This window comes from Acidovorax radicis (genome assembly GCF_020510705.1).
In the GTDB taxonomy this organism is placed as follows: Bacteria; Pseudomonadota; Gammaproteobacteria; order Burkholderiales; family Burkholderiaceae_C; genus Acidovorax; species Acidovorax radicis_A.
The window spans coordinates 2,655,819-2,675,794 of record NZ_CP075184.1 but is presented as its reverse complement, the minus strand read 5'-3'; the positions used below and the strand labels follow the sequence as shown (position 1 = coordinate 2,675,794).

20 protein-coding genes are annotated in these 19,976 nt (G+C 61.0%); 8 read left to right on the top strand and 12 right to left on the bottom strand.

The features are described 5' to 3' along the window. Positions 1 to 38 precede the first annotated feature (38 nt). Positions 39 to 1,151, bottom strand: a complete 1,113-nt coding sequence (gene lptG / locus KI609_RS12195; RefSeq protein ID WP_226443588.1) for an LPS export ABC transporter permease LptG — start codon at positions 1,149 to 1,151, stop codon at positions 39 to 41. Next, entirely contained in the window at positions 1,148 to 2,254 is a 1,107-nt protein-coding gene (gene lptF / locus KI609_RS12190) for an LPS export ABC transporter permease LptF (protein WP_226443586.1), read from the bottom strand. Before lptF ends, lptG begins: the two co-directional genes overlap by 4 nt. A gap of 295 nt (positions 2,255 to 2,549) precedes the next feature. Here lptF and KI609_RS12185 point away from each other — a divergent pair, with 295 nt between their 5' ends. The 4 genes from KI609_RS12185 to KI609_RS12170 all read left to right on the top strand — a co-directional run bounded on the left by KI609_RS12185 (position 2,550) and on the right by KI609_RS12170 (position 6,436). Then, positions 2,550 to 4,094, top strand: coding sequence for a leucyl aminopeptidase (locus KI609_RS12185; protein WP_226443584.1), 1,545 nt, complete (start codon positions 2,550 to 2,552; stop codon positions 4,092 to 4,094). 7 nt (positions 4,095 to 4,101) lie between these two features. Next, a complete protein-coding gene (locus KI609_RS12180) occupies positions 4,102 to 4,536 on the top strand; it encodes a DNA polymerase III subunit chi (protein WP_226443582.1) in 435 nt (144 codons plus the stop codon). Continuing rightward, positions 4,536 to 5,177 (top strand): hypothetical protein, encoded by a 642-nt coding sequence (locus KI609_RS23045; protein ID WP_413463317.1) that lies wholly within the window; start codon positions 4,536 to 4,538, stop codon positions 5,175 to 5,177. The genes KI609_RS12180 and KI609_RS23045 overlap by 1 nt, the downstream gene beginning before the upstream one ends. 131 nt (positions 5,178 to 5,308) lie before the next feature. Further along, entirely contained in the window at positions 5,309 to 6,436 is a 1,128-nt protein-coding gene (locus KI609_RS12170) for a branched-chain amino acid ABC transporter substrate-binding protein (protein ID WP_226443578.1), read from the top strand. Positions 6,437 to 6,586: 150 nt separating this feature from the next. Here KI609_RS12170 and KI609_RS12165 read toward each other — a convergent pair whose 3' ends face one another. Next, positions 6,587 to 7,594 carry a D-2-hydroxyacid dehydrogenase family protein gene (locus KI609_RS12165; protein ID WP_226443576.1) on the bottom strand — a complete coding sequence of 336 codons (1,008 nt, stop codon included), beginning with the start codon at positions 7,592 to 7,594 and terminating at the stop codon, positions 6,587 to 6,589. 1,044 nt (positions 7,595 to 8,638) lie between these two features. After that, positions 8,639 to 9,313 carry a transcriptional repressor LexA gene (lexA, locus tag KI609_RS12160; protein ID WP_226443574.1) on the bottom strand — a complete coding sequence of 225 codons (675 nt, stop codon included), beginning with the start codon at positions 9,311 to 9,313 and terminating at the stop codon, positions 8,639 to 8,641. 83 nt (positions 9,314 to 9,396) lie between these two features. Here lexA and KI609_RS12155 point away from each other — a divergent pair, with 83 nt between their 5' ends. After that, the gene (locus tag KI609_RS12155; protein WP_226443572.1) at positions 9,397 to 10,347 is read left to right on the top strand and encodes an asparaginase; all 951 of its coding nucleotides are present in this window, start codon (positions 9,397 to 9,399) and stop codon (positions 10,345 to 10,347) included. A 109-nt stretch (positions 10,348 to 10,456) separates the two neighbouring features. Here the strand turns inward: KI609_RS12155 and adk are convergent, their stop codons facing one another. The 6 genes from adk to KI609_RS12125 all read right to left on the bottom strand — a co-directional run bounded on the left by adk (position 10,457) and on the right by KI609_RS12125 (position 14,646). Next, positions 10,457 to 11,113 carry an adenylate kinase gene (gene adk, locus KI609_RS12150; protein ID WP_226443570.1) on the bottom strand — a complete coding sequence of 219 codons (657 nt, stop codon included), beginning with the start codon at positions 11,111 to 11,113 and terminating at the stop codon, positions 10,457 to 10,459. Between the two features lie 310 nt (positions 11,114 to 11,423). Next, positions 11,424 to 12,251, bottom strand: a complete 828-nt coding sequence (kdsB, locus tag KI609_RS12145; protein ID WP_226443568.1) for a 3-deoxy-manno-octulosonate cytidylyltransferase — start codon at positions 12,249 to 12,251, stop codon at positions 11,424 to 11,426. Next, the gene (locus tag KI609_RS12140) at positions 12,248 to 12,430 is read right to left on the bottom strand and encodes a Trm112 family protein (RefSeq protein ID WP_226443566.1); all 183 of its coding nucleotides are present in this window, start codon (positions 12,428 to 12,430) and stop codon (positions 12,248 to 12,250) included. The genes kdsB and KI609_RS12140 overlap by 4 nt, the downstream gene beginning before the upstream one ends. A 28-nt stretch (positions 12,431 to 12,458) precedes the next feature. Beyond that, positions 12,459 to 13,562, bottom strand: coding sequence for a tetraacyldisaccharide 4'-kinase (gene lpxK, locus KI609_RS12135; protein ID WP_226443565.1), 1,104 nt, complete (start codon positions 13,560 to 13,562; stop codon positions 12,459 to 12,461). A gap of 5 nt (positions 13,563 to 13,567) precedes the next feature. Continuing rightward, positions 13,568 to 14,002 (bottom strand): ExbD/TolR family protein, encoded by a 435-nt coding sequence (locus KI609_RS12130; RefSeq protein WP_226443564.1) that lies wholly within the window; start codon positions 14,000 to 14,002, stop codon positions 13,568 to 13,570. Next, a complete protein-coding gene (locus tag KI609_RS12125; RefSeq protein ID WP_226443563.1) occupies positions 13,999 to 14,646 on the bottom strand; it encodes a MotA/TolQ/ExbB proton channel family protein in 648 nt (215 codons plus the stop codon). Before KI609_RS12125 ends, KI609_RS12130 begins: the two co-directional genes overlap by 4 nt. A gap of 351 nt (positions 14,647 to 14,997) precedes the next feature. On the opposite strand from KI609_RS12125, the gene xseA reads away from it, so the two are divergent. Both xseA and KI609_RS12115 read left to right on the top strand, forming a co-directional pair. Beyond that, positions 14,998 to 16,323, top strand: coding sequence for an exodeoxyribonuclease VII large subunit (gene xseA / locus KI609_RS12120; RefSeq protein WP_226443562.1), 1,326 nt, complete (start codon positions 14,998 to 15,000; stop codon positions 16,321 to 16,323). Positions 16,324 to 16,463: 140 nt separating this feature from the next. After that, entirely contained in the window at positions 16,464 to 17,045 is a 582-nt protein-coding gene (locus KI609_RS12115; protein ID WP_226443561.1) for a superoxide dismutase, read from the top strand. A gap of 321 nt (positions 17,046 to 17,366) precedes the next feature. Here the strand turns inward: KI609_RS12115 and KI609_RS12110 are convergent, their stop codons facing one another. Both KI609_RS12110 and KI609_RS12105 read right to left on the bottom strand, forming a co-directional pair. Further along, positions 17,367 to 17,804 carry a DUF192 domain-containing protein gene (locus KI609_RS12110; RefSeq protein ID WP_226450373.1) on the bottom strand — a complete coding sequence of 146 codons (438 nt, stop codon included), beginning with the start codon at positions 17,802 to 17,804 and terminating at the stop codon, positions 17,367 to 17,369. A 221-nt stretch (positions 17,805 to 18,025) separates the two neighbouring features. Then, entirely contained in the window at positions 18,026 to 18,259 is a 234-nt protein-coding gene (locus KI609_RS12105) for a hypothetical protein (RefSeq protein ID WP_226443560.1), read from the bottom strand. Between the two features lie 206 nt (positions 18,260 to 18,465). On the opposite strand from KI609_RS12105, the gene icd reads away from it, so the two are divergent. Next, positions 18,466 to 19,725, top strand: a complete 1,260-nt coding sequence (gene icd / locus KI609_RS12100; protein ID WP_226443559.1) for an NADP-dependent isocitrate dehydrogenase — start codon at positions 18,466 to 18,468, stop codon at positions 19,723 to 19,725. The last annotated feature ends 251 nt before the right edge of the window (positions 19,726 to 19,976 follow it).

The following is a 19,976-nucleotide window of genomic DNA, read 5'->3' as shown; positions in this document are numbered from 1 at the left end:
GCGGCGGGCAGGCTTTGGGATGATGCGCTGGCTGCGGGTCAACGCCTGAGCACCAGCCAACCAAACGCTCCCAGCGATAACACCGAATAAATCAACCCGGGGGCCGCCGCCGTGAGCCAGGGCGACCAGTTCTGCAAGTTGCCTGCATAGCCAAACACGTTGTTCAACAAGAAGAAGCTGATGCCTGCCATGACCCCTCCAAACACGTAGCCCGCAATACCACCGGAGCGGAAATGAAGGTACGCAAAGGGCAGCGAGAGCACCACCATCACCAGGCAGCTCAAGGGGTAGAACACCTTGCGCCAGAATTCGATCTCGTACTTTTGGGCCGACTGCCCATTGGCGTTGAGGTGTCGGATGAACTGGAACAGATCCAGTGTGGCCATGCGATCAGGCTTCAGAAGTGATGCGGCCACCATGTCGGCGGTAATGCGGGTGTGCCACTGAAAGATGGGTGTGTTCAGGTGTTCCACGCGGGCTTCATTGCCGTTGCTGCCGCCGTGGTCAAAGCGGCTGCTTCGCACGTTGTCGAGCCTCCAGGCATCGCCAGAATCGAATTGACCCGAGTCAGCGTGTATCTGCGCGGCCAGGCGCCCCTTGCCGTCGAACTCGAAGATGCGCACATCCAGCATGCCGCCGTGGGGTGCCAGGGCCCGCACGTTGACTGCGAACGAGTGGTCGTCCTGGCGCTCTTTGAGCCAAGCCCCCGTCGCACCGCTTGTCAGGCGGCCCAGATACCGCACCTTGACGAGCTGCGCGGCGCGGTCCGCCAATGGGGCCAGATAGTCGCCCACGGCAAAGGTCAACAGCACAAACACGCCGCCCAACGCCAGCAGCGTGCGCAATGCACGCCAAGGGCCCATGCCGCTGGTGCGCATGATGGTGAACTCAGAGCTTTGTGCAAAGCGCGCCATCACGAAGATGGTGCCGATGAGCACCGTGATGGGCAACAGCTCATACAGATGGCTCGGAATGCTCAACGTCACAAACAAAAGGGCATGCGACAGCTGGTATCCATCTGCGCCGGCACGGCCCACCCAGCGCAATTCGTCGATCAGGTCGAAGAAAAAAAACAGCGCCAGGAAACCCGCCGTGACAAAGGCGACGGCCGACAGGGCCTCGCGGTGAATGAGGTGACGAAGGGTTTTCATGACGCGCTCGCTTCAGGCTTTGGCGCTGGCCAAAGGCGGCGCACGCTCCACTGGTTATGCCGTATGGCCAGTACGAGCAAGGCCAGCACCAGCGTGCCGCCATGCAGCAGCAGCATGAAGCTACCCAAGCCCAGGCGGCTGGCACCGACCCAGCTTTGGCCCAGCGTCATCAGGTTGTAGTAAGTGACGAAACCAAAAAGCGCGAACACCATGCTGGTGCTGCTGGCTGCGCGTGGGTTGACGCTGGCCACCGCCAGGCCCAACAACACAAAATTGACCGCCGCCAGCGCCAGCCCCAAGCGCCAGCCCAGCTCCGCGCGATAGGCGGGCAAAGGTTGTGTGAGCAAATCGTAGGTGGTGCGGGATTTCACGGCCTGCTCTTCGGCCGAGCCCGTGGGGGCCGACCCGATACGGGTGCCGTATTCGGCAAACTCGCTGATCTTGACCCCGGGCTTATCGAGAGCTGTCTCCAGCCGCTGGCCCTGGGTGAGGATGGCCACGCGTTCGCTGTTCTGCGTCTCCAGCCGAGCGCTACGGGCGGATGTCACTGATTCGCGTTTGCCGTCGTTGGCGGCAATGAAGACGTTGTTGCCAACCTGGTTGTCCGGGCTGTCTTTGTCGACGAAGAAAACACGGCTGCCATTGGATGACTCCTGGAACTCGCCGGGTGCAATGCGGTCGATGTCGCTGCGCTGCTCGTAGCGGGTTTTGAGCTCCTGGATCTGGGAGTTTGCCCAGGGCCACACCAGCAGGGACAACACGGCGATGACCACCATCACCGGCCAGGCAAATCGAATCAGGGGACGAACCAGGCTGATCAGCCCGCGTCCGCTGGCGAACCAGATCACCATTTCGCTGTCTCGGTACATGCGCGACAACGTGGCGACCACGGCGATAAAAAGACTCAGGCTCAAAATCGTGGGCAATTGGCCCAGAACCGTGAAGCCCATGACCAGCATGACGTCGGAGGGACTGACACTGCCTTTGGATGCCTGGCCGAGGGTGCGAATAAGCATCATGGTCATGACCACGGTTACCAGCACCACCAGCGTCGCGCCAAAGCTGCGGGCCAACTCTTTGCGTATGGATGAATCGAATAACATAAGCTACGAGCGTGTCATGTACTTTTACGTGCCCGCGAAAACCACAAGAACCGGAAAACAGGGCCGGAATAAAACGCAGGGCGGAGCGCAGCGTGATTGCCACATGTGTTCTGCAACGTAGTGGCCGGGCCTGTTTCCTGGCTGCCCCGAAGGCCGAGCCTGGAGGTTGTCACTCGGGTCGCTGCACTGGCCCAAGCCTTGGTACTGGTGGCGCACTGCACGTCGTGATAAGTGGCACCAATCGTTAATACGGGTACGTAAAAGTGCATGACACGCGCTAAGGAAAACACCGATTATGAACTTTGATCTCAAGACCCTTGACCTGGCAACGGCTGCCTCGGAAAAATGTGACCTGCTGCTTGTGCTGATCCCTGAGGGCTTCAAGCCGGGCCCCGATGGCCTGTCCTTGATCATCGCGCAAGCGCTCAAAAGTGGGGATCTGACATTGAAGGCAGGCAAGCAGTTGCCGCTGTACCAGGTGCCGGCGGTGGCCGCACGCCGCGTACTGCTGGTGGGTGTGGGGGATGGCTCTGCGCGCGCATTGCGCCAGGCGGTGTTGGCAGCCAGCGGCGCGTTCAAGGCCCCTCAAACCAAGCGGTTGGTGCTGTGTTTTGCAGGAGCTGTCGCGCCGGGTGCGGTCAGTGCTGTGGTGCAAGCGGTTGCCGAGGCCAGCTACGTCTACACCACCACCAAACCAAAGGCTGAAGCGCGCGCCCTGGGCCGTTGTGTCGTGGGGGTGCCCCATATCGCCGAGGCCCGTGAGGCTTTCGACAACGGCGTTGCACTGATTGCGGGCATTGAGTTTGCTCGTGAGTGGGGCAACCGCCCGGCCAATCACGCAACCCCCAACCTTTTGGCAGATGCGGCCAAAGCACTGGCCAAATGGCCGCGCATTCAATGCAAGGTCTACGGCAGTGCCGACGTTGCCCGGCTTGGCATGGGCGCCTTCATGGCCGTGGCCCGGGGTTCAGAAGAACCTTTGCGCTTCATCGAGCTGCGTTATAGCGGCGGCGCCAAAAACAAGGCGCCGGTGGTTCTGGTGGGCAAGGGAATCACCTTTGACACGGGTGGCATTTCCATCAAGCCCTCGGCTGAGATGGATGAAATGAAGTTCGACATGTGCGGGGCCGCCAGTGTGCTCGGCACTTTCCGCGCGTTGGCCGAGCTGCAGCCTGCTATCAACGTGGTGGGGTTGATCCCCGCCTGCGAAAACATGCCCGATGGACGTGCAGTGAAGCCAGGTGACGTGGTCACCAGCATGAGCGGGCAGACCATCGAAATTTTGAATACCGATGCCGAAGGCAGGCTGGTACTGTGTGATTCCCTGACGTATGCGGCGCGCTTCAAGCCGGCGGCGGTGGTGGATATCGCCACGTTGACGGGCGCTTGTGTCATCGCCTTGGGGGGGGTGCGCAGCGGGCTGTTTGCCAATAACGATGGCCTGGCCTCTGCGTTGCAAGACGCCGGCGACGCCGCGCAGGACCCCTGCTGGCGCATGCCGCTGGACGACGACTACGCAGATGGCCTCAAGAGTAATTTTGCGGACATGGGCAACGTGGCTGGCCGCGCGGGGGGGGCCATCACGGCGGCCAAGTTCCTGCAAAAATTTGTGGGTGATACGCCCTGGGCGCACCTGGACATCGCTGGCACCGCATGGCGAGGCGGCGCAGCCAAAGGTTCGACGGGGCGGCCAGTGGGTCTGCTCGTGCACTATCTTTTGGGCCAGGCCGCAGTACACGCGGCAATGCCTGCGCCACCGGCGACCACCAGCGCCACCAAGGTCGCAAGGGTCGCAAAACCCGCAGCCAAGCGCGCGCAGCGGGCAAAAATTTCCTCCTGAGCGAGCCATGACAGAGGTTGCCTTTCACTTCAACGCGCCCGACAAGCTCGCCTATGCCTGCCGTTTTGCGCGCAAGGTTCACCGCAGTGGGGCACGCCTGGTGATTGCAGCACCTGCAGACACATTGCAAGTACTGGACCGCATGCTCTGGACACTGGCACCCCAGGATTTTCTAGCCCATTGCCGCAGCGATGCCGACGAAGAACTGGTGCATGCGTCGCCTGTGTTATTGGCGGTGGATGTGGCGTCAGCCCCACACCACGAAGTTTTGCTGAATCTTTACAGCGAGGTCCCTGAGGGATTCGCGCGGTTTGACCGGCTGGTGGAAGTCGTGAGTGCCCAGGATGAAGCGGATCGTGCACAAGCGCGCGTGCGGTGGCGCCACTATGCCTCGCGTGGTTACTCCATCGTTCGTCACGATCTGGTGTTGAAAGCAGGTTAATGGCACTCCCACCCAGAACACCTCCGCGCTTTGTGCCGACACTCACTGAAGTGGTGCAGGTGCCGGGCGTGTCGTCGACTCCCGGGGCCAATACGACGACCAGTGCACCATTGCAGCGCACCCCTGTTGTGCCCGTGGCTATGCCAAGTCACCCGCCAGCCCCATCCTCTCCATCGCCGTTATTGCAGCCACAAGGCATCGCCGCACGATCAGCCCCCCCGTCGGCGCTGCCGCCCGCAAAGGCCCCACTGCCGATGGCATCCCCTGGTTCTGCCTCATTGCAAGGTGGTCAGGCATTGTCGTCGGTCACCACCTCGGTGCCAGTTGCTGGGGTGGCTCGTCATGTGTCCACGGCCGCACCTGGCTTGGCGGTTCACAGCAATGCACCGGCAAGCACGACGCTTGGCACTCAGCGGTTACCCGATGGCATGGAGGAATACATGGTGCATCGGGTGATGCAGCGTGTGGACGTTGTGCTGGATCAACGTTTGCGTGATGCGATTGCCACGGTGGTGCAAGAGCAGACAAGATCCGTGCTGCCGAGATTGCGCGAAGAGATCGAATCGGTGGTTCGCCATGCCGTTTATGAGGCCGTTGCAGACGAATTGGCAAGCGGTTCGGCCTCGTCGCCCCGGCGATGACAGGGTATTCCCCTGTGGCTTGGCTCGCACGTAATCGTGTTCCCTAATGATCTGGCCCGTAAATTGCGATATGTTCGCCTGCGTTGGGACACGAAACTAATTCTCAGCGTTTATCTTTACTGGAGATTTATATGCAATTGAAGTTGAAACTGACCGTGGTTGCTGCTATCGCGGCTGCTGCTGGTGTGGCCTCTGCACAAGAGCAGGTGGTCAAGATCGGCCACGTAGCTCCGGTTTCCGGCGCTCAAGCTCACTACGGCAAGGACAACGAAAATGGCGCCCGTATGGCCATTGAAGAGCTGAACGCGCAAGGCATCACCATTGGTGGCAAGAAGACCAAGTTTGAACTGGTGGCTGAAGATGACGCTGCCGATCCAAAGCAGGGCACGGCTGCTGCACAAAAACTGTGTGACTCCAAGGTTGCAGGCGTTGTTGGCCACCTGAACTCCGGCACCACCATCCCAGCATCCAAGGTTTACAACGACTGTGGCATCCCCATGGTGACGGGTGCAGCGACCAACCCTAACCTGACCAAGCCCGGTTACAAGACGACCTTCCGTATCATCGCCAACGACAACGCCCTGGGCGCTGGTCTGGCTTTCTACGCGGCGGACACCCTCAAGCTCAAGACCGTTGCGATCATCGATGACCGTACCGCTTACGGCCAGGGCGTCGCCAACGTGTTCAAGAAGGTTGCCGCTGAAAAGGGCATGAAGGTGGTGGACGAGCAGTTCACCACGGACAAGGCCACGGACTTCATGGCCATCCTGACTGCCATCAAGTCCAAGAACCCCGATGCCGTGTTCTTCGGCGGCATGGACCCTCAAGCAGGCCCGATGCTGCGTCAGATGGAGCAGTTGGGCATGGGCAAGGTGAAGTACTTTGGTGGTGATGGCGTTTGCACGTCAGAAATCGCCAAACTGGCTGGTGGCGCCAAGACCCTGGAGAACGTCATCTGCGCTGAAGGTGGTTCATCGCTCGCCAAGATGCCTGGTGGTACGGCCTGGAAGGCCAAGTACGATGCCAAGTACCCCAATCAGTTCCAGGTTTACAGCCCATACACCTACGACGCCACGTACCTGCTGGTAGACGCCATGAAGCGCGCCAACTCCGTGGATCCCAAGGTTTACGTGAACGAACTGGCCAAGGCGAACTTCAAGGGCGTGACCTCCACGATCGCTTTTGAACCCAACGGCGAAATGAAGAACCCAGCCATCACGCTGTACAACTACAAAGACGGCAAGAAGACCCCTCTGTAATTGAGCGGCACCTTCCCGCAAGGCACCCTGGTGCGTTGCGGATGTCAAAAAGGCTTCCGGTTGGAAGCCTTTTTTCATGGGCGTCAATGAAACACGGCGCGCTGAGCTCAACGAGCGCCAGGAACTGAATGGTTCGTTGTCGTTGACTAGCTAGCGGCGCACTTGAAGCGCCCCAGGGTTGACGATGTTCGTGGGAGTGCCCTTGATGAAGTTCACCACGTTTTCAAACGCCGCACCAAAATAAAGCTCGTAGCTGTCTTGCTCAACGTAGCCGATGTGGGGCGTGCAAATACAGTTTTCGAGCCTGAGCAATGCGTGGCCTTGCAAAATGGGTTCGCTCTCGAACACGTCCACGGCAGCCAAGCCCGGACGGCCCCGGTTCAAGGCCGCAATGAGGGCATCCGGTTCGATGATTTCGGCGCGCGATGTATTGACGAACAGTGAGGTGGGCTTCATGCACGAAAGGTCTTCAAGCGAGATCACCCCCCGCGTTTCATCATTGAGCCGAAGATGAAGCGAAATGACATCGCATTGCGAGAAGAATTCTTCGCGCGTAGTGGCCACCTGATAGCCATCGGTGAGCGCCTGCACGCGTGAGGCCTCTCGCCCCCATATCCGCACGTTCATGCCAAACGCACGCGCATAACCTGCCACGAGTTGGCCGGTGCGGCCATAGCCCCAGATACCCATGGTTTTGCCCCGCAACACAGTGCCAAGGCCGAAGTTGGTAGGCATGGATGCGGTTTTGAGCCCCGACTGTTGCCACGCACCATGTTTGAGGTTGGAGATGTATTGCGGCAGCCTGCGCGCAGCGGCCATGACCAGGGCCCATGTCAATTCCGCCGGTGCGACGGGGGAGCCCACGCCCTCGGCAACCGCAATGCCACGCTCGGTGCAGGCAGTCACGTCCACGTGGCTGCCGACCTTGCCCGTCTGCGCAATGAGCTTGAGCCTGGGGAGCTTTTCAACCAGTTGCCGGGTGATTTGCGTGCGTTCCCTGATGAGCACGATCACGTCTGCATCTTTGAGCCGAATAGAGAGCTGACCCAGGCCCTTGACAGTATTGGTGTACACCTTGGCGGTGTAAGGGTCGAGACGAGAGGCGCAATGCAGTTTGCGCACTGCGTCCTGATAATCGTCGAGGATCACAATATTCATTCTGATATTGTGCCTTGGTAGAACATGCATCCACCCATGGGTGACGCGCGTGGCGTATCAAAACGACCTGCTTTTGGTGACCGAGTGTTTGCATGGGCGGGCGAAACCGCCGATGCGAGCCTCGTGAGGCGCCATTGAGCGCTACATTGAGCCGACGCACCTGTGCACAAATACGGTGCCGACCGGGTCGCAAGCCGGCGTTGGGTCGTTCCTTGGTGTGTTTTTCACAGTGCTTGGCGCCATTGCCCAGACTTCAATCGGGCACGGTCATGCCTGCAACGCCTCCGAAGCTGCCAGGCGGTCCAGTTCGGCACAGACATCGGCCATTCGTCCCGCGATGACCAACCGCCCGCTGCGCACATCCGAAACGCGTTTAACAGCCCTTGCAGGCGCATTGGCGGAAGCCTCTGCGGCTAGCGATGCAAGAAAGGTATTGCGACGGCTGCTTGCAGCTAATTTTGGCAAAAAAGACCGCCGCGCTATGGGTGAGGGTTGGGTGGGCAGGTCCGGCTGGCGGGACGGGGGACGGACAGTGAACGGCCAGTTGCCGCGCAAGGGTCGTGGGGCGGGCAGCTCGGCGGGGCTGTGGTTGGCAGACAAGGTGCCGCTTGCGCTGATGCTGCCATCTGCCGTGGCTGAGTTGCTGTGCACACGGTGGTGTTGATCGGTTGTATCAGGCCCGCAATGTGTGCCTTCAGATACTGGTATTCGTGGGAAATGCGCGAGCAGCCGCTTGATACGTCGCCACGGGCCTCGAAGGGCAAAAAATGCAGAAAGAGTGGTCAAGGCAAATCCCATGTGAAAACTCCGAAGGTCGGGGGTCGAACATAGGCAGGATTGCGTGTGATTCCCCGTCGATGCCTCGCGTGTGAAGCAGGCGCCGACACGGTCGAGCCCAACGCCAACACAGCTTGTGTGGCGCTGTTTTGTTTCACAGAGAGGCAAGATTGACGGATAAAGAGGCCGTCACCGCAGGGCTGGTGCACCATGGCTGGTACACCAAACGCCCGCCACCCGCGGTGTGGCCCAAAAGGCTCCAGGCGCTTACATCAGCATGGTGTTGCGGATAAGTCCCACAGCGAGGCCTTCGATTTCAAAGGGCTCACCCGGTTCAACCACAATCACTGGGTAATCGGGGTTTTCAGGCAGCAACTCGATGGCGGTGGCGGTACGGCGCAGGCGCTTTACCGTCACCTCGTCGCCGAGGCGGGCCACGATGATCTGGCCATTGCGAGCTTCTCGCGTGGATTGCACGGCGAGCAGGTCTCCGTCCATGATGCCAACGTCGCGCATGGACATGCCGCGCACTTTGAGCAGGTAATCGGGCTTGTGCTGAAAGAGACTGTTCTCAACGCTGTAGGTTTTGTCCACGTGTTCCTGCGCGAGAATGGGCGATCCCGCTGCCACACGGCCTATCAGGGGCAACACCAGTTGCGACAGGCCTGGAATCGGCAGACTGAACTGGTTGCCACGCGCGGCATTGATTGAGCGCACAGTGTCACTGCGCAGACGAATCCCACGGGAGGTTCCGCTGACCAGCTCAATCACGCCCTTGCGTGCCAGGGCTTGCAGATGCTCTTCTGCGGCATTGGCCGACTTGAAGCCCAGTTCGTTCGCGATTTCTGCGCGGGTGGGCGGAGCACCGGTGCGTGCAATGGCGGTCTGGATTAGGTCCAGGATCTGCTGCTGGCGAGCGGTGAGTTTGGGGTTGTCGAGCATGGTGCTTTCCGGTGGAGGCGGGTACAGTGACGAACAACTGTTTTTTAATCCAGTAGCTGTATTTTTCACCAGTTTTTCGGAGTGTGCAAGTGAGCGGGCAAAAAATTGTGGTTTTGGGGACAGGCGGCACGATTGCAGGAACCTCTGCAACCGCTGGCGACAACATCGGCTACATCGCTGCGCAGGTAGGCGTGGAGCAACTACTGGGCGCGGTACCCGGCTTTCAGGCGTTTGTCCACGGTACGCTCGTGACCGAGCAAGTGGCGCAAATCGACAGCAAAGACATGGACGTGGATGTGTGGAGGGCGCTTGCCCTGCGTTGCATCCACCATTTGGCAGACCCTGAGGTGCGTGGCCTTGTCATTACCCATGGCACCGATACCTTGGAAGAAACCGCATGGTTTCTGCAACAGGTAGTGGACACCTGCAAACCGGTGGTGCTGACCTGTGCGATGCGCCCCGCAACGGCATTGGCGCCCGACGGCCCACAAAATCTGCTGGATGCCCTGGCCGTGGCTCAAATGCCTGGCGCCACGGGTGTGCTTGTGGTTGCAGCGGGTGAGATCCATGACGCCCTGCACGTTCAGAAAGTGCACCCCTACCGCGTGCAGGCGTTCAGTTCGGGCGATGCTGGCCCTGTGGGCTGGGTGGAGGAGGGCCAGGTGCGATTAGTACAAAACTGGCCTACAGCGCTTGCACAGAAAGCGCTAAATGCTATTGAAAATATAGCTAAGGCACCCAATTGGCCTCTTGTTGAAATCGTCATGAGCCACGCAGGTGCCTCGGGTACGCTGGTGGATGCGCTGGTCCGCGAGGGGGTCCGGGGCATTGTGGTGGCCTGCACGGGCAATGGGACCATTCACCAGGTGCTCGAAGCGGCATTGCTGCGGGCACAGGCTGCCGGGGTGCGCGTCGTGCGCTCCACACGCTGCCCCGAAGGACAGGTGATTCCCAAGCCTGGCGATCAATTGCCGGACGCCCGTGGTTTATCGCCTGTGAAGGCGCGTATTTCCCTGGTATTGGATCTGCTCTGAGGCAAAAAGCACCACAGGTGCCACCAAGCCAAAAAAAAAGCGACACCCCATAGGGGTGTCGCTTTGGTATTTGCGTAATGGTGCCGATCCAGGGCCGACCGTCAGTGCATCAGCTGGCCAGCGCCTGCAACGCGCGCGCGGTGATTTCATCCACACTGCCTGTGCCACTGATGGCGCGGTACTTGGGGGCCATCGTCGGTTCGCTTTGGGCCCAGCTGCTGTAGTAATCCACCAAAGGACGCGTTTGGTCGCTATAAACCTGCAGACGTTTCTTGACGGTTTCTTCCTTGTCGTCGTCGCGCTGGATCAGCTCTTCACCCGTCACATCGTCTTTGCCGGCGACCTTGGGCGGGTTGAACTTGACGTGATAGGTGCGGCCGCTGGCGGCGTGCGAGCGGCGGCCGCTCATGCGCTCGATGATGGCGTCAAACGGTACGTCGATTTCAAGCACATAGTCCAGCTTGACGCCCGCTGCCTTCATGGCGTCGGCCTGAGGAATGGTGCGGGGAAAACCGTCGAACAAAAAACCATTGGCGCAGTCGGGCTCGGTAATACGCTCCTTGACCAGTCCAATGATGATGTCGTCACTGACCAGGGCCCCTGAATCCATCACGGCTTTGGCCTGCAGGCCCAGGGGCGTGCCAGCCTTGACGGCAGCGCGCAACATGTCGCCAGTGGAGATTTGCGGGATACCGTATTTCTGGCAGATGAACGTGGCTTGCGTGCCCTTTCCGGCGCCTGGCGCGCCCAGCAGGATCAGTCTCATGGAACTCCTCGAAGGTTAGAAATCTTTTGGCGCCGCTGGCATGGGCTTGCAAGGGGCGTCAAAAGCCCTCGTGCGCACCCGGGGTGTAGCGCTCTCTTTGCGAACAAGGATAGCATGTGACAACCTTGTGCTGACTTACACGGCATCCGCATTTCGGCGCATGAAAACGCCTCGGTTTCTACCGCAGGGGTTCAATGCCTTTTGCCGGGCAGCCTGTCACCAGAATGCCCGGCAAAAGGCATTGGTCGCCTGCGCGCGTAGCAATCCGTCTATCTCGCTACCCTCATGACTGGATCAACGAATGAATCGATCAGCTTGATTCGCCAAAAAGCGCACGCACCCGTTCCAGATCTTGCGGGGTATCCACGCCCGGGCCGGGTGCAGCCGCTGCCAGGTGCACGGCAATGCGGTGCCCGTGCCACAGGGCTCGCAGTTGTTCAAGCGCCTCGACCGCTTCGGTGGGCGCTGGCGCCAGGGCGGGGAACGCGCGCAAAAAACCGGCGCGGTAGCTATAGATGCCCACATGGCGAAGGGGCGCGAATCCGGCCAGCGCCCCCATCAGGGGCGACGCCGCTTGTGCGGCGCCTTGCCACCAGGCGGTGCCGGCATGGTCGCGAGCGAAGGGAATCGGCGCCCGACTGAAATAGTGCGCCAGGCCGCGCGCGTCCAGCACCACCTTCACCACGTTGGGGTTGGTGTAGTCGGCCAGCGAATCAATCGCGTGGGCCGCCGTGCCCATGCTCGCGTCAGGCCGGGCGGGCAGCAAGGCGGCCACGGCGTCGATGAGGACCGGGTCCATCAGGGGTTCGTCTCCCTGAACATTGACAACAATGTCGTCGCCATCGAGCCCCAGCGCAACACACGCTTCGGCCAAACGATCGCTGCCGCTGGCATGGTCGGTGCGCGTCAGAATGGCCTGCACGCCGTGGGCTTCGCAGGCCCTGAGGATGCGCGCATCGTCAGCCGCGACCACCACACGCGTCGCATGGCTTTGCATGGCACGCTGGGCCACCCGCACCACCATGGGGCGGCCGGCGATGTCGGCCAAAGGTTTGTCTGGCAACCGGCTTGACGCCATGCGCGCCGGAATCAGCACCGTGAACGGGCTGGCAGCCGCCGTGGCGCCCGTGGCGCTCATTGCGCCAGTTCCTCATCGGTCAGCACGCGTGCTTCCGTTTCAAGCAGCACCGGAATGCCATCGCGCACCGGATAGGCCAGCCGCGCACTGCGCGAGACAAGCTCTTGCGCTTCACGGTGGTAGGTCAAAGGGCCTTTGGTCACGGGGCAGACCAGCAGTTCAAGCAGTTTGGGGTCCATGGGACAGTGGCTTTCCGCAGGGGATCAATCAAGCTGGGGATGATAGCGGCGACATCGGCGGAACATGCCCACGCAAACGCGCATCCAGCGCCTCAAAAAAGCCTGGATCGATGTCCAGCACCAGGGGAACAGCCAAAGCATCCGGTGATACGGTCCACAGCTTGACCGCATCTTTTTCGGTGCAAATGACCTGATTGCGCTTGTTGGAATTACCTTTCCAGCTATCAAAATCATAGTGATCAGGCAACGCATCGGTGCGCGCCAGTGTGAGCCCACGGGCACGCAGCATGGCAAAAAAATCGCCAGGCCGCGCGACGGCTGCGACGGCGTGCAGGGCTTGACCCTGCAAACTGGCCAATGGGACCTGTGTTCCGTCGGACCTGAGTGCATAGGCGGCCAGGTTGCGCCGCAGGGCAAAGGCCGGCGGCGGTGGGGACGCCAATGGCGGCACGCTGCCCGCATACAGCAGTAAATCCATCGGGCGGGGCCACGCCTCGCGCAGCGGGCCCGCAGGCAGCAAAAAGCCATTGCCTACGCCCTGGTCATTGAAGACGCAGACCTCGATGTCCCGCTGCAGCGCGAGATGCTGCAGGCCGTCATCACACACGATCACGTCGGTGTGGGGGTGGGCCGCAAGCAGCGCACGGGCGGCCGTGATGCGGCGCGGCGCCACGAAGAGGGGTACGGCAGGGCCGGCAGCCAGGCTGCGTGCGATCAACGCGGGCTCATCCCCCACATCGGAGGGCAGGCTGTCAGGCGTCACCGCCCGGCAATCGCGGCTGCGGCGGCCATATCCGCGCGAGATCACGCCCGGATGCAGGCCCTGCGCCTGCAGGTGCTTGACCAGCGCGATGACCACGGGGGTTTTGCCGGCGCCACCGGCGATGACGTTGCCCACCACCACCACGGGGCGGCCGGGGTGCTCAGATGTGAAAACCCCGGTGCGATAGAGCAGGCGGCGCAGGGCTATCAACGCGCGATACAGCTGCGACACGGGCCACAAGCCCCATGCGGCCACGCTGCGCGACTGCCAGATTTTTTGCAGTCCGCGTTCTTCTGACGCACCGTGGTGCAGAACGGGTGACGTGCGGGGGGGCGTCGAGGAGGGCGGCTGCGGCCCAGCGGCAGCCATGTGCCTCAGTGGTTGCCTGCGCGCGCGGAGGCGGACGACTGCGTGGCGAACGTGATCTGCGTCAGGCCCACGCGGCGCGCGGCCTCCATCACCGTGACCACCGATTGGTGTGGCGACATGGCGTCGGCACTGATGATGACCACACTGTCGCGTCCAGCCGTGGCTTGCGCCCGCAGCACCTGCGCCACCGCATCCACGGTTTTGCCTTCCACCCCTGTTTTATTGACCGCATACCGGCCATCGGCCGCCACGGAGACGATCACTTCTTTGGGGTGGTCGCGCTGCTGCTCGGCATCGGCCACAGGCAGCGTGAGTTGCAACTCGGTGAACTTGCTGTACGTGGTGGTCAGCATCAGAAAGATGAGAATCACCAGCAGCACGTCGATGAAGGGGATCAGGTTGATCTCCGGCTCATCTTTGGCGCGGGGGCGGAAGTTCATTTGGCTTTGCGCAGGCGAAGAATGTGGCGCACGAACTGCTCGGAGGCAAGCTCCAGCGTGAGCAGATACGCGTCCACGCGGGCACGAAAGTAGCGCCAAAAGATCAACGACGGGATGGCCACAATCAAGCCAAACGCGGTGTTGTACAGGGCCACAGAAATACCGTGGGCCAACTGGGCCGGATTGCCGCCGCCTAGGCCTTGGCCCACGCCACCCGAGCCTGCCTGCGAGCCAAAGATCTCGATCATCCCGATCACCGTGCCCAGCAGCCCGAGCAGGGGCGCGGCAGAGGCAATGGTTGCCAGCGCGGGCAAATACTTCTCAAGCCGATGGGCCACCGCGCGACCCGAGCCCTCCATGGCAGCGCGCAAATCGCTTTCGCTGCATTGGGGGTTGCTGTTCAAGGTGCGCAGGCCACTGGCCAACACCTCGCCCAGGGCTGAACTTTGCGCAAGCTGGTTCACCACGTCGGGCGTGGGCAACGCCTTGGATGACACCGTGATGGCTTCATCGAGCAGTTTTGGGGGGGCAACGCGGGCCGTTTTCAGGGCCAAAAAGCGCTCAAAAATGAGTGCCAGTCCCAGAATGGAACACGCAACCAGGGGCCAGATGGGCCAGCCTGCGGCTTGTATGATGGACAGCAAATCTCTCTCCGCGCAGATGAAGCAACCGCCGATTATGGCCCAGCTTGGAACGGCTTCTTCGTCACAAACCATTACACAATCCACCGGGGGATCAACCCACCCGGTCACCCACAAAAACTGTGGATAACTTTGTGGGCAACCCTGCCTCAGCGTCTCGCAAAGTGGCGCCACGCCGTGCTTACAACAGATTGATGAATTTTTGAACAGTGAAATATCCTTATAAATCAATCACTTGCACGTGCACTGGTGCTATGCGGGCGATTCCTGCTGGGGCCTTCCGTTCTGCCACGGCTGCTCGGCTTCTGTGGAGTACTCGCCTGGTGAACGCGGCGCAAACGCCCGCCGTTGCTCATGTTTGAGCGCTCAGGCCTCGCCGTGGCGCCGCGTGTATGGGAGGTTGGCGCGCTATGCCGCGCCATTGCTGATGCGCTGGAGGCGCGGTTCAACCCTGTGGCGGTGCGCGGCGAGATCACAGGCTTCTCGCGCGCATCCAGTGGGCATTGCTACTTTTCGATCAAGGACGCCAACGGCCAGTTGCGTTGCGCCATGTTCCGTCGCGCGGCCACCCTGCTTGACTTTTCGCCGCGCGATGGCGAATTGGTGGAAGTGCGGGGGCGCCTGGGTGTGTATGAGGCGCGCGGCGATCTGCAGTTCATTGTCGAAAGCATGCAGCGCGCGGGGCAGGGCGCTCTTTTCGAGCAGTTCCTGCGGCTGAAGGCGCAACTGGACGCCGAAGGCCTTTTTGACCCCGCCCGCAAGCGCCCGTTGCCCCTGCAGCCGCGCGGTATCGGCCTGGTTACCTCGCTCGGCGCTGCGGCGCTGCACGATGTCATCACGGCGCTGCGCCGCCGAGTGCCCCACATCCCCGTGGTGCTGGTGCCGGCCCTGGTGCAGGGTGTATCGGCCCCGACATCCATCATCGCAGCGCTATCAAAACTGTATCTATTGGCGCAGGCAGAACAAGCGCCAGGGGCTGATTTGACTCTAACCCCTGCCGTCGATGTGATTTTGCTGGTGCGCGGCGGCGGTTCCATGGAAGACCTGTGGGCCTTCAACGACGAACAACTGGCACGCACCATCGTGCAAAGCCCGGTGCCGCTGATCAGCGGGGTAGGGCACGAGACCGACTTCACCATCGCCGACTTCTGCGCAGACCTGCGCGCACCCACACCCACGGCAGCGGCCGAGCTGGTGGCGCAGCCGCGCGATGTCTGGCTGGGGGCGCTGGGCCTGCTCGGGAACCGTATCAGCGACGGTGTGCAGCGCCAGCTCGATACACGCTACCAACGGCTCGACCAGGCTGCGGCCAGGCTGGGCCGCCCGTCGGGCCTGGTGGCGCGACAACACCTGCGCCAGGCGCGCCTGGCGCAGCGCATGCGCCATGGGATGCTATTGAAACTGCAGCGCCTTGCGCAGGGCCAGCAAGCGCTGCAAGCCCAATTGCCTGAAAAAATGCAGCGCAGCCTTACCCAACAGGCTGACCGCATCGAACGCGCCGCCATGCGCCTTGAACTGCTGGACCCACGGCTGGTGCTGCAGCGGGGTTATGCCTTGTTGACTGGCGCTGACGGCCACGCCGTGACCAGCGTCCGGCAGGCGCCGCCCGGCACGGCGCTGCGCGCCACGCTGGCCGACGGAGCCGTCGATGTCACCGTGTCACAACCCCGGCTCCTGTAGGACAGGAGCGGTTTCGTGGGCTTTTGTCCATCCGCACGGGATGGCAGAGGCTGCACAGGTCATCCGTTCTTCCTACAATGCCTTTTTCGCGCTGAGACCGACGGTCATTCCAGAATTTCAAACCACAAGGAAACACCACCATGGAACACACCCTTCCCCCGCTGCCATATGCCATCGACGCCCTGGCGCCCCATTACAGCCAGGAAACGCTGGAGTACCACCACGGCAAGCACCACAACGCGTATGTGGTGAACCTGAACAACCTGCAAAAGGGCACCGAATTCGAAGCCATGACGCTCGAAGAGATCGTCAAGAAGGGCAGCGGCGGCATCTACAACAACGCCGCGCAGATCTGGAACCACACGTTCTTCTGGAGCTGCATGGCTCCCCAAGGCGGCGGTGAACCTTCGGGCGCGTTGGCCGCTGCCATCAATGCCAAGTGGGGCAGCTATGCAGCCTTCAAGGAAGCTTTTGTGAAGTCCGCCGTGGGCAACTTCGGCTCGGGCTGGACCTGGCTGGTGAAGAAGGCCGACGGCAGCGTGGACATCGTCAACACGGGCGCCGCTGGCACGCCACTGACCACCGCTGACAAGGCGCTGCTGACGGTCGATGTGTGGGAACACGCTTATTACATCGACTACCGCAACATGCGCCCCAAGTTTGTCGAGACCTTCCTCGACAAGCTGGTGAACTGGAAGTTTGCGGAAGCCAACTTCGCCTGAGACCCGAAAGGCATTCAGACCACCTGGATGCATGTGGGTTCTGCCGTTCGGCAGTCGGCAGTCGGCAGTCGGCAGTCGGCAGTCGGCAGTCGGCAGTCGGCAGCAGGGTAAATGTGCCCTGCCGCCAGCCCATAAAAAAACGGCCTTCGGGCCGTTTTTTTATGCGTGATTTCAACCCACGATCAGCGTGCCGCAGCGTCGCTAGAATCCATCAAAAAATATCTAGCCTTTTAGGCCTCTAGCGCAAGCACAGTAAGCGCGAGAAGCTACCAAAAATATAGTGCTTCAAACCCAAACTATGGGCGGCTTTCATGTCGATAGTCACTTGTGGCTAAAGGGCGTGCCCGCAAGCTTGGTGCCTGCCTTGATGCCCTTTTTGGCAAACCAGCCCTGGTTCATCTCCAGCACGTAGCGCACCGGCTTGCTGGAGCAGTGCGAGTCCAGCGTCTGGGGTTTCATGTCCGCCAGATTGACGATGGCGCCGTCATCGGCCACAAATGCCGCCGTAAGCGGCAACAAGGTGTTTTTCATCCAGAAACACTGCTGTGCGGGCTGCTCAAACACAAAGAGCATGCCTTCGTGCTGGGGCATGTCTTTGCGAAACATCAAGCCGATCTGGCGTTCCTCGGGGGCCATGGCCACCTGGGCGTCGATGCGATGCATGCCCGCCGACAGCTCCACCCGCTGCAGGCCCATCTGTGGCCCTTCTTGTGCCACAGCCACAGAGGCTGGCAGTGCGAGTGCGGCGACCAAGGCCATTCCCGCTGCAAACAGGCCCCGGTATGGGTTTTTCCGGGCGAGGGCTGGACTCAAGAAGACAAGGGGAGAGGCGTTCATGGAGGGGGCTTTTCGATCAACGGCAGGCAAAGTGGATGAGTGACTGCGGGGCTACGGGAAAGTTCGGGCACGCCCAATAAAAACGCCCGCAGAAGCGGGCGATTTTGAATCAGACGAGACCTAAAAAGCCCCGTTGCTCAGCTTCAGACAGCTTTGTGAGCGGTCTTTTTCTTGGCGACCTTCTTGTGCTTGGCCTTCTTGTGGGCTGCTTTGGTGGTCTTGGCAGCCTTGGGCGCCTTGGCTACCGGTGCGGGAGCGTCAGCAGCCATGGCAGCAGGAGCAGCGGCGGGGGCAGGAGCAGGAGCTGCAGCAGGGGCCTGTGCAAAAGCACCAGCAGCGAACAGACCGGCCACGAGGACAGCGAGGAGTTTTTTCATATATGCCGTTTCCAGTGTGAGCGAGGGGTTGAGGGCCGTGCGGTAACTCGAACGGCTCCACCCACAACGATAGCAGCGCTAGCAGCGTTGACAGGGTTCCGGGCAATATTTTTTGTCATTAGAATGGTTTGAAACCACAGTGTTTTCGCACTGTTTCGCGCTATCCGCCGGAGCCATTTCGGCACGCACAGGAGCCCCCGCTTTCCATGACCACCTCCACGCACATCAAGGTTCCGGCTGAAGGCCAGAAAATCACCGTCAATGCCGACATGTCCCTGAATGTGCCGGATGAGCCCATCATTCCGTTCATCGAGGGTGATGGCACGGGCCGGGACATCACCCCGGTGATGATCAAGGTCGTGGATGCCGCCGTGGCCAAGGCCTATGGCGGCCAAAAAAAGATCCACTGGATGGAGGTCTATGCGGGCGAAAAATCCACCAAGGTGTATGGCCCCGACGTGTGGCTGCCCGAGGAAACCCTGCAGGTGCTGCGCGAATATGTCGTGTCGATCAAGGGCCCGCTGACCACGCCCGTGGGCGGCGGCATCCGCTCGCTGAACGTGGCGCTGCGCCAGGAGCTGGACCTGTATGTGTGCCTGCGCCCTGTTCAGTACTTCAAGGGCGTGCCCTCGCCGCTGAAAGAGCCTGAAAAAACCAACATGGTGATCTTCCGTGAGAACTCGGAAGACATCTATGCGGGCATCGAATTCGAAGCCGAATCCGACAAGGCCAAGAAGCTCATCCAATTTTTGCAGGACGAGATGGGTGTCAAGAAGATCCGCTTCCCCAACACCTCGGGCATCGGTGTCAAGCCCGTATCGCGTGAGGGTACGGAGCGCCTGGTCCGCAAGGCCATCCAGTACGCCATCGATAATGAAAAGCCCAGCGTGACCATCGTGCACAAGGGCAACATCATGAAGTACACCGAAGGCGGCTTTCGCGACTGGGCGTACGCACTGGCACAAAAGGAGTTTGGCGCCCAACTGATTGACGGCGGCCCTTGGTGCAAATTCAAGAGTCCCAAGACGGGCAAGGACATCACCATCAAGGACAGCATCGCCGATGCCTTCCTGCAGCAGATTTTGCTGCGCCCCGCCGAGTATTCGGTCGTGGCCACGCTCAACCTCAACGGCGACTACATCTCGGACGCGCTGGCCGCTCAGGTGGGTGGCATCGGCATTGCCCCCGGCGCCAACATGTCCGACTCGGTGGCCTGCTTTGAAGCCACGCACGGCACGGCGCCCAAGTACGCCGGCAAGGACTACGTGAACCCCGGCTCCGAGATCCTGTCGGCCGAGATGATGCTGCGCCACATGGGCTGGACAGCGGCGGCAGACCTGATCATCCGTTCGCTCGAAAAATCCATCGCGTCGAAGAAGGTCACTTATGACTTTGCCCGCTTGATGGACGGCGCCACGCAGGTGAGCTGCTCGGGGTTCGGCCAGGTCATGATCGACCACATGTGACCTGCGGCAGAGGTCGACTCAGCCTCTGCGTTGCCGGATCGATCCACATGGATTTGCGGCCCCTGATCCCGTCCCGAGATCAGGGGCTTTTTCGTGGCGACTGCGGCTGTGTGCCCCCCCTGGCGCCACACCGTCAATTCTGTGTTGGCATTTTTCAAGCTTCCCGCCTACCATGGCCCAAATCCGTCTGTGCTTGGCTGCAAATACACCGAATGGAGGAGGGCAGAACCCGGCCTGCAGGGTTCTGTGGG

What these genes read in the sequence shown, in the direction of transcription:
- lptG (WP_226443588.1), bottom strand. Translation starts at nt 1,151, where the DNA reads ATGAAAACCCTTCGTCACCTCATTCACCGCGAGGCCCTGTCGGCCGTC.
- lptF (WP_226443586.1), bottom strand. Translation starts at nt 2,254, where the DNA reads ATGTTATTCGATTCATCCATACGCAAAGAGTTGGCCCGCAGCTTTGGC.
- KI609_RS12185 (WP_226443584.1), top strand. Translation starts at nt 2,550, where the DNA reads ATGAACTTTGATCTCAAGACCCTTGACCTGGCAACGGCTGCCTCGGAA.
- KI609_RS12180 (WP_226443582.1), top strand. Translation starts at nt 4,102, where the DNA reads ATGACAGAGGTTGCCTTTCACTTCAACGCGCCCGACAAGCTCGCCTAT.
- KI609_RS23045 (WP_413463317.1), top strand. Translation starts at nt 4,536, where the DNA reads ATGGCACTCCCACCCAGAACACCTCCGCGCTTTGTGCCGACACTCACT.
- KI609_RS12170 (WP_226443578.1), top strand. Translation starts at nt 5,309, where the DNA reads ATGCAATTGAAGTTGAAACTGACCGTGGTTGCTGCTATCGCGGCTGCT.
- KI609_RS12165 (WP_226443576.1), bottom strand. Translation starts at nt 7,594, where the DNA reads ATGAATATTGTGATCCTCGACGATTATCAGGACGCAGTGCGCAAACTG.
- lexA (WP_226443574.1), bottom strand. Translation starts at nt 9,313, where the DNA reads ATGCTCGACAACCCCAAACTCACCGCTCGCCAGCAGCAGATCCTGGAC.
- adk (WP_226443570.1), bottom strand. Translation starts at nt 11,113, where the DNA reads ATGAGACTGATCCTGCTGGGCGCGCCAGGCGCCGGAAAGGGCACGCAA.
- kdsB (WP_226443568.1), bottom strand. Translation starts at nt 12,251, where the DNA reads ATGAGCGCCACGGGCGCCACGGCGGCTGCCAGCCCGTTCACGGTGCTG.
- KI609_RS12140 (WP_226443566.1), bottom strand. Translation starts at nt 12,430, where the DNA reads ATGGACCCCAAACTGCTTGAACTGCTGGTCTGCCCCGTGACCAAAGGC.
- lpxK (WP_226443565.1), bottom strand. Translation starts at nt 13,562, where the DNA reads ATGGCTGCCGCTGGGCCGCAGCCGCCCTCCTCGACGCCCCCCCGCACG.
- KI609_RS12130 (WP_226443564.1), bottom strand. Translation starts at nt 14,002, where the DNA reads ATGAACTTCCGCCCCCGCGCCAAAGATGAGCCGGAGATCAACCTGATC.
- xseA (WP_226443562.1), top strand. Translation starts at nt 14,998, where the DNA reads ATGTTTGAGCGCTCAGGCCTCGCCGTGGCGCCGCGTGTATGGGAGGTT.
- KI609_RS12115 (WP_226443561.1), top strand. Translation starts at nt 16,464, where the DNA reads ATGGAACACACCCTTCCCCCGCTGCCATATGCCATCGACGCCCTGGCG.
- KI609_RS12110 (WP_226450373.1), bottom strand. Translation starts at nt 17,804, where the DNA reads ATGGCCTTGGTCGCCGCACTCGCACTGCCAGCCTCTGTGGCTGTGGCA.
- KI609_RS12105 (WP_226443560.1), bottom strand. Translation starts at nt 18,259, where the DNA reads ATGAAAAAACTCCTCGCTGTCCTCGTGGCCGGTCTGTTCGCTGCTGGT.
- icd (WP_226443559.1), top strand. Translation starts at nt 18,466, where the DNA reads ATGACCACCTCCACGCACATCAAGGTTCCGGCTGAAGGCCAGAAAATC.